12 protein-coding genes are annotated in these 12,991 nt (G+C 37.6%); 1 reads left to right on the top strand and 11 read right to left on the bottom strand.

All coding sequences use genetic code 11. The annotated features are described in order from the left end of the window. Positions 1-7 precede the first annotated feature (7 nt). From ACZ43M_RS01120 to ACZ43M_RS01100, 5 genes are all read right to left on the bottom strand, one after another. Positions 8-769 (bottom strand): ABC transporter permease, encoded by a 762-nt coding sequence (locus ACZ43M_RS01120; RefSeq protein ID WP_464507911.1) that lies wholly within the window; start codon positions 767-769, stop codon positions 8-10. Beyond that, complete coding sequence (locus ACZ43M_RS01115; RefSeq protein ID WP_464505675.1) at positions 769-1,683, bottom strand: ABC transporter ATP-binding protein; 915 nt, start codon at positions 1,681-1,683, stop codon at positions 769-771. Before ACZ43M_RS01115 ends, ACZ43M_RS01120 begins: the two co-directional genes overlap by 1 nt. A gap of 70 nt (positions 1,684-1,753) precedes the next feature. Continuing rightward, a complete protein-coding gene (locus ACZ43M_RS01110) occupies positions 1,754-2,890 on the bottom strand; it encodes a sensor histidine kinase (protein ID WP_464505674.1) in 1,137 nt (378 codons plus the stop codon). Between the two features lie 3 nt (positions 2,891-2,893). Beyond that, a complete protein-coding gene (locus ACZ43M_RS01105) occupies positions 2,894-3,607 on the bottom strand; it encodes a response regulator transcription factor (RefSeq protein ID WP_464505673.1) in 714 nt (237 codons plus the stop codon). Positions 3,608-3,976: 369 nt separating this feature from the next. Beyond that, entirely contained in the window at positions 3,977-5,215 is a 1,239-nt protein-coding gene (locus ACZ43M_RS01100) for an IS110 family RNA-guided transposase (protein WP_464505251.1), read from the bottom strand. Positions 5,216-5,931: 716 nt separating this feature from the next. On the opposite strand from ACZ43M_RS01100, the gene ACZ43M_RS01095 reads away from it, so the two are divergent. After that, positions 5,932-6,090, top strand: a complete 159-nt coding sequence (locus ACZ43M_RS01095; RefSeq protein WP_464505672.1) for a hypothetical protein — start codon at positions 5,932-5,934, stop codon at positions 6,088-6,090. Positions 6,091-6,693: 603 nt separating this feature from the next. Here ACZ43M_RS01095 and ACZ43M_RS01090 read toward each other — a convergent pair. From ACZ43M_RS01090 to ACZ43M_RS01065, 6 genes are all read right to left on the bottom strand, one after another. Next, positions 6,694-7,833, bottom strand: a complete 1,140-nt coding sequence (locus ACZ43M_RS01090; protein WP_464505671.1) for a dipeptidase — start codon at positions 7,831-7,833, stop codon at positions 6,694-6,696. Between the two features lie 101 nt (positions 7,834-7,934). Beyond that, the gene (locus ACZ43M_RS01085) at positions 7,935-9,194 is read right to left on the bottom strand and encodes a M14 family zinc carboxypeptidase (RefSeq protein WP_464505670.1); all 1,260 of its coding nucleotides are present in this window, start codon (positions 9,192-9,194) and stop codon (positions 7,935-7,937) included. Positions 9,195-9,259: 65 nt separating this feature from the next. Then, complete coding sequence (locus tag ACZ43M_RS01080) at positions 9,260-10,234, bottom strand: ABC transporter ATP-binding protein (protein WP_464505669.1); 975 nt, start codon at positions 10,232-10,234, stop codon at positions 9,260-9,262. 2 nt (positions 10,235-10,236) lie between these two features. After that, entirely contained in the window at positions 10,237-11,208 is a 972-nt protein-coding gene (locus tag ACZ43M_RS01075) for an ABC transporter ATP-binding protein (protein ID WP_464505668.1), read from the bottom strand. Between the two features lie 4 nt (positions 11,209-11,212). Further along, a complete protein-coding gene (locus tag ACZ43M_RS01070) occupies positions 11,213-12,049 on the bottom strand; it encodes an ABC transporter permease (RefSeq protein WP_464505667.1) in 837 nt (278 codons plus the stop codon). Positions 12,050-12,064: 15 nt separating this feature from the next. Beyond that, on the bottom strand, positions 12,065-12,982 hold the full coding sequence (locus ACZ43M_RS01065) for an ABC transporter permease (RefSeq protein WP_464505666.1): 918 nt from the start codon (positions 12,980-12,982) through the stop codon (positions 12,065-12,067). Positions 12,983-12,991: the final 9 nt, after the last annotated feature.

Genomic DNA, 12,991 nt, shown 5'->3' with positions numbered 1-12,991 from the left:
CAATGTTTTATTGCACTTCCTTTCTTGCGAATAGACGAATCCCAAAGGCTACCATTATAACAGCTACCGCGAGTCCGTAAATCACATAGATAAAGTTAATGTGTTGGACTGCTCCATGACTAATAGATGACAAAGACGGGTAAGTCCACGGTACCCACCGGGCCCAGGTTTCCGCATGTGCCAATGAGTCAGGTGCTAACGCATTTGTAAGCCCGCTAACAATCACTCCTAAAACCCCTAATGTAATGGCGAATGACTGATTGGCAAACAGTAATGATAGCAACAACTGGATAGCGACAATCCCAAAGGCCGCAAAATAAGGGTAATAGCATCCTTGAAGAACCTTAAGCCAAGGAATATGGGTAGTAAAACCAAAAGCAAATCCGATTCCAAATGTTCCAATAGCACAAAGCGTAGCTGAAATGAACAATAGTCCAGTAACCCAAATAAACTTGCTTAAATAAATTTGAACTGGTGACACTGGTAAAGCAAATAACTGTTTCCAAGAATGACCTTGATGTTCTAAACCACAGAGTAACGATGTTAGCAATGCAATCCCTAGCATTAAGGAGGGCATTAACAGGTGGCTAATGTTCTGATTGAGCAATGCCCAATTAAAGGCATCATCTCCTTGGTTAACAATACCATGGAAATTTTGCATATATCGTAGGGCATTTAAGGAGATCACACCAAAGGGACCGAGAACTACAAGGATCTTTATCCAAGTCCTTCGCATTTTTATCCAATCTGACATGAGTGCACTTTTCATCACAGACTCCCCTCCTTTCCTACATAATCAAGGAAAATTTCTTCTAAGGATCGACTCTGTTCTTTAATATGATAAATTGAAAATCCAGCCTGAAACAGGTATCTGTTAATGCTATTGGTGGTTGTCATGTCTATACTTGGAATCTGTAATACATCACCATTCATTGAGACTTGAAATCCCTTGGCATGCAATAGTTTTTGCGCCTCATATGGTTTATCCACCTGTATCATTAGCAGAGGAGCACTCTGCTCATGAAGTTTACTAATAGCGTCCTGGAATAATAAGTTTCCGTGGTCTATAATCCCTACATGAGTTGCCATCTGATCGATCTCACTTAATAAATGACTTGAGACAACCACTGTAATTCCATGTTGAGTTGGCATTTCTTTAATTAATGCTCTAATTTCATGTATACCTGCTGGATCGAGTCCATTAGTAGGTTCATCAAGAATGATTAAATCGGGGTTTCCAAGTAGTGCAGTGGCAATCCCCAAACGCTGTTTCATCCCAAGCGAGTACCCTTTGACAGCTTGATTGGCTGCAGTTGTCAAACGAACAATCTCAAGCACTTCGTTTATTCGTTTGGATGGAACCTTTAATAACTTTGCGACGACATCAAGGTTCTCGTAGCCTGTTAGATGACCATAATAAGAAGGATTTTCAACAAGAGATCCCGTACGGCCCAAGATGTTTATCCGGTGTTTAGAAAGTTCCTGATTGAATATAGAAATGGTTCCCGATGTTGGCCGTATGAGTCCAAGCAGCATCTTAATGGTGGTCGTTTTCCCTGCACCATTCGGTCCTAAAAATCCATAAATACTTTCTTTAGGTACTTGCAGATTCAATTTATTTACCGAAGTTTTGTTTCCATATTTTCGTGTAAGATTAGATGTTTCGATTATTAATTCACTCATTGTTTATCACCTCAGTCCATAGTTTAATGGACTAAGTTTACAAGGTGCTAAACGGAACCTTAACAGGACCTTAATTATCAGGAGGAAGTTCTATCACAATGACAGTTCCCCAACCTAATCTGCTTTCAACGGAAATATTACCCCCATGTGCTTCGATTATCTGCTTGGAGATTGCTGCCCCTAAACCAGACCCTTCTACCTGATGGTCAGATGTATTCGTTCCTCGGTAATACCTATCAAATAAACGATCCACTGTTTCCTTATCCATTCCAGCACCATTATCCCGTATTTCAATACATACTCCTGAATATGGCAAGTCCTTTTCACACAAAGATTGAATACTCACCGAAATCGTGGTGCCAACTGGATTGTGCAGTACAGAATTTGTAAGCAAATTATCCAATGCTCTAGTTATCCACTTGGTATCTACCGGATAAACGAGAGTATCTACATCATTTTCAAAAAGAACCGTCTGTCCCTCTGTACGGGGATTGTTGATTAAGTCAATCACCACTCTACGGACAATTTCAACGATGTTTACTGAACTTCGGTTTAAAGGTAAATCTGCGTTTTTCAGCCTGAAGGTAAGCCCTAAATCATCAATAAGTTCCTCCATATATGTTGCTTTTTCAGAAATAACGTTACCAAACTGACGTATCTCCCTATCTGTCCAGTCGTATTCTGCTGCTGCGAACAAATCAGCATAACCCTTGACCGATGAAAGTGGTGTTCGAAGGTCATGTGTGATACCCGTTATCCATTCCTCTCTTGTCTTTTCCATACGCTTCCGCTCCAAATCGCTTTGTTGCAATGAAAAAGCAAGATTCTCAAGAGCTAGAAAGACATCTCGATATATTCTGTAAGGTTTGCGTAAATCTCCATCATGATTAATTTTGCTCTTTGGGATTCCTTGTTTGTCGGTAGGCTCCGAATAAGTCTTATCTGCTAAGTTCTGTATCCAGTGCATCATATGCATGATAGGTGCACCCATTCTACGTCCAAAGAAAATAGCCACAAAAATCGTTACCAACAAACTGCCCGTAAAAAGTAGCAATAAGATAACTAAAGAATTTAACCCTTCCACAGATGCGGATTTTTTACTATAAAGATAAAAAATAAAGGTGGCTCCAATGACACACCACAAGGCAATAAAAAGTAAAACAATTTGAAGCAGGAACCTAATTGTAATCCGAGAATACAAGTTCATAACTCAGTCCCCCATTTTAGGACTAACAAGTTTGTAGCCTAATCCCCGAACAGTTATGAGGAAACTAGGATGACCTGGGTTACTCTCAATTTTTTCTCGAAGTCTGCGAATATGAACCATAACCGTGTTATCATCCCCTATACTTTCCTCGCCCCATACCTGTTCAAACAATTGGCTCCGACTAAAGACACGATTTGGATGCTTACATAAAAATAAAAGCAATTGAAATTCTCTTGCAGGACAAGTAACTTTTTCGTTATCTACTATAAGTTCTGCAGATGATTCATTTACTTTAAAGTGGCCAAAATCATAAATACGATTCTGTGTTCTTTCTTCTTTATATTCCGGCTGTGATCGTCGTAAAATAGCTTTAATCCTTGCAACCACCTCTAATGGGTTAAAGGGTTTGGTAATATAGTCATCTCCACCCATCCCAAAACCCATCAGCTTATCCAAGTCAGATGTTCTTGCAGTCAAAAATAATATTGGGGCCCGGGTTATTTCACGACACCTACGACAAACTTCAAAGCCTTCCATATCAGGAAGCATGACATCTAAAATAATTATGTCCGGGTCAAAGGAATTGCACTTATAGAGTCCCTCTGTTCCCGTAGAAGCAGTTTGAATGTTCTCGAATCCTTCCTTTCGTAAAACTATATCAATCATATTCAAAATAGCTTCCTCATCATCTATAAGGATAATCCTCGCTGATTTCATTCCATCTCACTTCTTTACTTTTTATTATAATAATACCATTATAAAACATTGAAACAGAATCGAAACCCAACGGATATAACCAGTGTGGATAACAACAGAATAGAATCAGGGGAATGAATAAAAAATAAAAAAACCTTACTGGACAAGGGATTGATGGCGTATTGGATAAACAGAAAAAGACTGGACCCGCTCTTGGATCCAGCCTGATTTTGTATTAATTTTAGTTTTAAACAAAACCAGCTAATAGTTTGTCAACATTTTTCAGTAAAAAGTTAAAAATACACGTGTTATACTAAAAATAAGCATGCCAAATAACCTTCCCTCACTACTATACTGGAAGGTTTTGTTTTATTTAGTTATATATAGGATTTAATCCATATCATGGAAATTTGTTTTGCTTTTTAGTAAGGCATAAATCCAATGTAATAACTTATTAACACAGGCAATGACAGCTACTCTATAAGGTTTTCCTTCGTCTCGCTTTTTGTCATAAAAAGCTCTTAACCTTTTGTTACGTGGGATGATTTCTTCTGTTGTTTTCTTCCTACGAGAATCACGTATCCCACTTTGAACTGCCAGATATAAAGCATGTCTGAGCCTGATAGAACCTCGTTTAGTGATACGGTTTTTCGAGGCGGTAAATTTACCTGAGGAATAAACACTTGGATCGACTCCTGCGAATGCTATCAGCTTTTTTGCGTGATTAAACCGATCTATCTCTCCAATTTCGGAAATAATCGTGGCGGCGATTTTTTCTCCGATCCCAGGGATAGACTGGATAATCTTATATTCTTCAAATTCTTTAGCTAGGGCATCTATTTCTGCTTGTAACTTCGATAGATGCTCTTGGTATTGAAGAATTATATTTGCCAGTATTTCGATATTGATAATATGACTCTGATATAAGTTTTTTTGAAACGGGTTACGAAGGGCCGCATTTCTTAATGCTTGGGCCTTTTCTTTTGCCCATTTTTTCGAGCGACTATGGCACAGTGAGGTAATCTTAGCTGCTATTTCACACTCGCTTGCACTTAACACCGCTTCAGAAGTTGGAAAAGCTAGAAGAGTAAGCAATGAAACCTTTGAAAATAAACTCCCGAATACACCTTTAAACTCAGGAAAAACCTGATCCAAAATAGCGTGAAATTGTAACTTTGTTTGAGCTGCTACTTCAGCTAAAGACTCTTGTTGCCTTGTAAGATTTCGAAGGTTTAAAAGTTGTATTCCACGCTTTTTGTGGGGCTCTAATTCCTCTTTATAATACAATTCACATAAATGGTAAGCATCAATCGCATCCGTTTTTACCTTTCTAAGACTTGAACTTTTAGCTCTATGAGAAATAAGTGGGTTCACAATAATATAGACATAGTTCTGTTCCTCCAAAAAATGAACAACAGGAGTATGATAATGACCTGTCGATTCCAACACAACCGAAGGTTGATGACCACCTGTTATTTTTTCAAGTTCTTTAAGGAATCTCAATAACTTCCCCAGGCCATCAAGATTATGTTTAAAACTAAATCCCTTACGATACGGTTTCCCCTTATCTAAAAAGCCCTGAACTTGGCTTTCCCCATTTGCTACATCCAGACCTACGACTGGATTCATGACTTAATCTCCCCCTCCAAAATATAGTATTAGTCGGTAACCCCTAAAGCTCCTTGTAATGTCATAGGTTCGCTTGTTAAACGGGATCTGCGTCCCAACCAGCCCGAAACATGTTCATACAAGTAGGGGGTGAACAGTTTTGATTTCGGGATCAAGTCCCACGTTTGAGCCGTTCTACCCCGACTACCGCTATAATAAGACTAATAAGAAAAAGGTCAACCAGAAAAATCTGGCTAACCTTATATTACGAACGTTTGATTAACGGTTTGATACTAATGATGTTGCTGCCTGTTCCGCCTGGATTCCCTACCGGTCGGGTACCGACTTTGTAGCATGGAAACCGAGAAAGTTACAGGTATATAAAAGTGTTTAGGGACATTAATGTTGGTAATTAGAAAAACCCTTAATATCAAGGATTAACGAGTTTTTGGCATAATATTTAAACTACATTAGTGTTGGTAACCAATTTTTGATTTTTAAATGGACTTGGCATTAATGTTGGTAACTAAAACTTCATATTGGTGGTTCATACACAAAAAGAACATCGATGGAGTTTTTTTCAATTATGCCAAATTAAACAAAAACCTCCTTAACTTGGAGAAGGAATAAGAATTTTTTTATGAGGAACAATTCATTATTAAAATGGTTGAGATAGTTAACAAACAAGTGGACAGTAAACTAATGGTAAAGTATAAGGGATAATACCTTTCCCTATTTTGTCGGGTATTAAGATATCTGCTAATCAAAATGGCTTAATACTTGTCGGAAGTAACTCGGATATCGTAATTGAAAAAGTCATTCCTATAGGGATAGATGGAGTACAGATGCTGGAAGTTTATGAAACAGGTGGTGTAGTTATATCTGCAAATTTTTAAGCGAAATAGTGTAAAAAATTTCTAGATAAAATACATTTTAATGTAATCGAAAAGCAATTAGTTAACATTCAATCCGATGAGATTATAACCAACCTACACGGATATAATGCTGAAAAGTACCCAAGTCTTCCTCAAATAGACGAAGCTAAATACATTAGAATCTCCAGTATTAAATTAATGGGGTAGTACCAGCGAAGCTGTCACTACCCGCAATAAGGAAGAAAATTAGAATGTAAAGGGTTCTCTATTTCTGATTGCCTTTCTTCGTGTAGCTTTGAAATAAAGTTTGATCAACATTCACTTAAAATTCATTAATTGATAGAGACAAAGTATCGTAACTTTTTTTAAAACATCGCGTCTTTTTTATAAACATCGCAACCTTATTTCAAAGCAACAGTAAAACTAAACGATTTTCCTTTTATTGTAATCTTCTGACGGACTAGAGCAGTAACCCTGTGATTAGGCCTAGTATGCTATACAATAAAAAAGACCCCCAAACCATAATTTGTTTGAGAGCCTTTGATACGTTGAATTAACGTTTTTTGAGAACTGAGGTGCGCGACGAACGCCTTTAAGACCAATTACTATAATTGCGAGATACCATTATTTCCATGTTTCTTTGAAAATACGGAGCATATTTTCTCCCATTATCTTCTTAACATCAGATTCACTAAAACCTCTGTTTAATAAATGGTATGTTATATTAGGTAAATTTGCTGTACTAATAATTCCATCTACACAAACAGAAGCTTTGCCACGTCCTGCATCAATACCAGCGATGTAAGGAGAGCCGTATTTTTCATAATAGCTACGATGAAATTTATTCAAATTTATTGCATGATCTCTATCATAACATCCAGCCTGTCCATTAGAATCAAGGCCTACACCGATATGGTCAATTCCAAGTATATCAGCATAATGTTCAACTGCATCTACAAATTTCTCTACTGACGGTAAATTTTTACCATCATACAATAATGGGGCATACGCAGTAACGCATACTACTCCTCCACGCTCTGCACATTTTTTCAATGGCTCGTCATCAATGTTTCTAACGTGAGGGAATAAAGCGGTTGGATTTTGATGACTATAGATCATTGGCTTTTCAGCAAATTCAATTGCCTCCAATGCAGATCTTCTTCCTGCGTGGCTCAAATCCAAAGTAACACCATTGCGTTCCATAGCACGGATTAACATTTTACCATGATTGGTGATTCCGGCATCGGATCCTGAGGCACATCCATCTGCTGCAAAAGTCCGATGGTTATAAGCAATCTGCATTACACGAAGGCCCAACATAGAGAACACTTCCGTAGAAGCCTCTATGTCGGAATGAAAAATAAAATCGCAGTGCTGTGCACCAAAGATTATGCCAGTTTTCCCGGTTTTCTTTGCTTCATAGATGTCATCAACGGTATTAATCATCATTAAATGGTTTGGCGAGCGGTGGACAGAACTATGCATTCCCGTAATAGCCCTTAACATTTGGCTACTATCTGGACAGTATACATCACCAATTGTGAAATTCATAGCTGTTGCTTTTGATTGTTCCAACTGCCAATTATACTCGTGTAAATAGAAAGAACACATATCAATGATGATGGATTCATCATGCAATTTTCTAGCCTCAGGTGAAATTGCATTATTATATTCGATTGCCAAAGCTTTCAAATCAGGATCATCATTACAAAGAAAATTAACTTCATAATCTCCTGCCAATTTCCATTTTTCTTCGAGATTCATTATTATTACCTCCACTTTGTGCTGATTCCAGCAATTAATTTTATGATTAAATAGATGACTTTCATATACTTTCAATCTATTACTTTTGTACTTCCATCTGATTACTTTGAAAAATACTTCATCATAGCTAAAAGTGCATATGCATGCCTTAGTGACCATTTATTCAGTAGATCAACATCAGTGGCATCTATCATGTGCTTCTTCCCCTCATCGGACCAAGCATCCTGCAAGGAAAAATTGACAATACGGTACTTATTGTAAGCTAAATTATTATAAGTTCCAACTGGATTTCCAGTATCGGAAAACACCTCCAACTGATGTGGATAAGTAATATGTGGTGCTGTAAAAGTTCCGCATCCCGGATTATTTTCGCGAAATGCTTTAGAATATAATGTTGCTACTTCCGCCTGAAGCATTTCAAATTCAGGATCATCCGGCGTCGGTGAATACAACATATAGTCTTCAGTTACCACAGAACAGGAATCATATACAAACAATCCCTTAGGCTTCACCTTTTCTAAAAATAAGGTTGCTGCTCTCGTTTCGTTCTCACTATTAGGGTATGGTCCATGATATGTACTGCTACCCAGTACACCATTATCGAATCCATACACGTACTCTCTAGACCACTGTGCATCAAAATTTCTATTTAAATCGACTCCATTTGGATTCATACGCAAATAGAACGGAGCACCCTCTACAACTTTTTCTCTTTCATCTACGTTAATAACCGGAAGAATGGCAAAGCCAACTTTCTCAAACATACCGGGGTGATTTTCCAATAACCAACGAGTTGCAAGTATCAAAAGCTCTGGACCAGGTTCTCCAGCATGAATAGCACCAGTCAAGGCAATGGCATTATCCTTTTTTCCAATCGTGATGCCCATAATATCCACATGATAAGTACTTTCTCCATACCGTTCAACGCTCATCTCAACTGCTGGGAATTCCTCTTTCATCTTATAAAGCTCTTCGACCGCTCTCTTATAAGACCACCAAACATTTTGATCACGAACCTTAACTGCTGTTGCCCCTAAAACTGTATTTTCACCATAGGAATTAGCTGCAACCCAATAAAAATATGTTTTTCCAATTTCAACGTCACAGTCTACATATTCACAAAAAGAATAATTACACGGAAGAACACCTTCAAATATGAGCTCGGAATTGTCTTGATAACATTGATTATCTACATATTCCTCCCATGGTTCATATCGATTTTCTGTACCATAGGGCAATTCTTCCTGTCTACGATAAATCTTCACCGGAACATTTGCTGTTTCATCGGTTAATCCTCTCTGCATAAAAGAGAGCTTTACTTTATTGTCTTCGAGTTTTACTTTTAGCTTGCCTCTTAACATAATCTCTCCTCCAATTATTTAGCATAGAATGGATAAAAACTCAGTACTTTCTATTGATATACAACTTAGATGATATGACATGCTACTCTATGGTTAGAATTTGTGGCTCGCATCTTTGGTTTTTCTGTACGACATCTCTCGATAGCAAATTTGCACCGGCCATAAAAGCAGCATCCTTCTGGAGGATTAATAGGGCTAGGTACATCTCCATGAAGGATATCATCGCCAAAATCTCCTTCTTCCCCTATCACCGGAATTGCTTTTAACAAGGCGACCGAATATGGGTGCAATGGAGCATTAAATAATTCCTCCCTACTTGCCTCTTCCACAATATTCCCCAGGTACATAACGAGAACGCGGTCACACATATGGTTTACAACTGCTAAATTATGCGATATAAATACATAGGCCAAATTGTACTTTTTCTGCAAATCCTTCATCATATTCAAGATTTTAGCCTGAATGGAAACATCTAATGCTGATACTGGTTCATCACATATTATTAACGAAGGTTTTAACGTCAAAGCACGGGCAATTCCAATTCTCTGCCGTTGACCGCCACTAAACTCATGTGGATGTCTCTTATAAGCATTTGCTGATAGACCTACTTCTTCTAAAAGTGATAAAGCGGCAACTTTTCGTTCTTTTGAGTTTCCAACCTTGTGGATGACTAGTGGTTCCTCAATGCAACGACCGACAGTAAATTTAGGATCAAGAGAAGAATACGGATCCTGAAATACTAATTGCACTTTCTTTTTATAAGCCAAATCTTCTTTTTTGTTCAATTTATTAATATCTTTACTTTCAAATGTAATTCTACCTTCTGTAGGAGTAAGAAGCTTTGCCATTATCTTGCCTGTGGTTGATTTTCCACATCCGCTTTCTCCAACTATGCCGAGAGTTTCTCCTTCATAAATTGTAAAACTGACATTATCTACTGCACGCAAAAACTGTTTTTTTGCAAATAATCGTTTATTATTTTTTATACTAAAATACATTTTCACATCAGATAATGACATTAATTCTTTTTTTTCAACCATAGTCACGCCCCCCGATTCCAGCATCGCACTTTGTGTCCAGGCTCCACTTCCCTCAACTGTGGCTTGGATTGTAGACATTTATCTGTTGCATATTCGCACCTAGGGGCAAATCTGCATCCTGGCAAAAAGTCTTTAGGTGTAGGTACTGTTCCTTTAATGTTATATAAATATTCCTTTTCATCCTTTAGCGTAGGGACCGACTTTAGTAATCCTTCCGAATAAGGATGCAGAGTATTGCGAAAAATTTCTTTTACTGAACACTCCTCTACTACTTCACCCGCATACATGACGATTACCTTTTCCGCCATTTTAGAAACCACACCAAAATCATGTGTAATCAAAATAATGGAAGTTCCAGTTTTCTTCTTCAAGTCTACCATTAAGCTCATAATCTGAGCTTGGATCGTAACATCCAGTGCTGTCGTAGGTTCATCTGCAATTAATATTCTTGGGTTACAAGCCAATGCAATTGCAATCATGATCCTTTGACGCATCCCTCCGCTTAATTGATGTGGATAATTATAAAAGAATCGTTCCGGCGTAGAAATCCCTACTAAACTAATTAATTCAATTGCCTTTTCTTTGGCCTCTTTAGCTTTCATCCTCTGGTGATATTTTAGGGACTCCATAATCTGTTTTCCAACAGTATACACAGGATTCAAGGAAGTCATCGGTTCCTGAAAAATCATTGAAATTTCATTCCCGCGTATTTTTTCCATTTCTTTGTTTGAGAGCTTCGTCAAATCATTTCCTTTATACTTAATTTCGCCATCTACAATTTTACCGGGAGGATTTGGAATTAAGCCCAGTATAGACATAGCAGTAACACTTTTCCCACAACCGGACTCTCCTACGATTGACATGATTTCTCCTTCTTTTAAAGAAAAATCAACTCCATTTATAACAGGTAATTCTCCTTCTTCGGTATAAAAATGTATTTTCAAATTTTGTACATCTAATATATTTTCACTCATATCCTCACCTACCTCTTTTTAGCTTAGGATCAAACACATCACGAATACCATCACCTACAAGACTAAAACTTAATACTACCAACGTTATAGCAACTCCTGGTACAATTGCCCCCAATGGAAAAGTCCGAAGTGCAACTCTAGCCTCACTTAGCATCGCACCCCATTCAGGATTTGGAGGCTGAACACCAATACCAAGAAAGGATAACCCAGAAGCTGTTAAGAGCGCATAACCCAAGCTTAAAGTAGTGTCTACAGTTATGACAGACACTATATTGGGTATAATATGAAGTGTTATTATTCGTAAATGAGAAGCTCCCATAGTGCGGCATGCTTGTATATACTCAGATTGTTTTACGGCCAAGACGCTTCCTCGAACCAATCTGGCAACTTTAGGTATTGAATAAAAAGCGATAGTTAACATAGTATTCGTAACCCCACTCCCCAGAATGGATATGATTACTATAGCTAACAATAAACCAGGAAAAGCTAGTAATATATCAATAATTCCAGAAATCACAGTATCAAAAACCCCACCAAAATATCCTGCACAAACTCCGATGATTACTCCGATAAGGGCTCCTATCATAACACCACAAAAGCTTATCAACAGTGATATTCTCGCTCCATAAACCATACGTGTTGCAATATCTCTTCCTAAATTATCCGTCCCTAATATATGATCCGTACTTGGCATCTGGTATTTGTTAAGCAAGTCCTGTGCGTTAGGATCATATTTTAAAAGGAAAGGTCCAATCAGTGCAGTTAAAATAAAAGCGATAATTACAATAGATGCTGCAACAGCTATTTTACGGCGAGCAAAATTTCTTATAAATGCTTTCATGCTATCGTCCTCCTATTAATATTTAATTCTAGGATCAACAATGGCATATATCAGGTCTGTTATGGTATTTACAGTAACAAATGTTGCTGCAAGTACTAATACAGCTCCTTGAACAACCGGGTAATCCCTGTTTAATACACCGTCTACCAAATATCTGCCCATTCCAGGAATTGAAAATACTGTTTCAACCAATGCTGAACCAGCCAGTAAAATGCCAAAACGTAACCCAATACTGGTAATTACCGGTATGACAGCATTTTTTAACGCATGAAAATATATAATAATGCGATTAGGTATTCCTTTTGCCTTTGATGTCCGAATATAGTCCTGACTTAACACATCAAGCATAGAAGATCTTGTCAATCTTGATATTTCTCCAGCTGAATAGAGACCTAGTATCGTAATTGGTAAAATATAATGTAAGGATGTAGTTATGCCAAAGCTTGGGAGCAAACCTAACTTTACAGAGAACAAGTATATCCCCATAATGGATAAGAAAAAAAGTGGTGTTGAAACAGCTACAAGAGCAAGAGTAATAATGATATTATCGATAGCTTTATTATGATTAGTGGCTGAGATAATTCCTGAAATAATTCCAATAACGGTGGCCATAAGAACACCACCTAACGCCAATTGAAAGGTAACTGTATATTTTTGCAGGATTTCCTCCTCTACTGGTCTTTGACTATATATGGATTTACCTAAATAGCCGTGGGTTAGATTTTTAACAAAATTTGTATATTGAACAACCAACGGTTTATCTAACCCTAAGCGCTCACGTTCCGCATTGATCGTTTCTTCCGACACATTCATACCCAGCATGTTTTTTACCGGATCTCCCGGTGCTAAATGTACTAAAACAAATACAAGAATTGAAATTACGAATAATGTTATGATCAGCTGTAAAATTTTTTTAAAAATATATCCGGTCATGTATATTCC

It is taken from the genome of Neobacillus sp. B24, from assembly GCF_055381825.1.
Note: the sequence above shows the minus strand (reverse complement) of the source record. Positions and strands in the feature narration are given on the sequence as shown.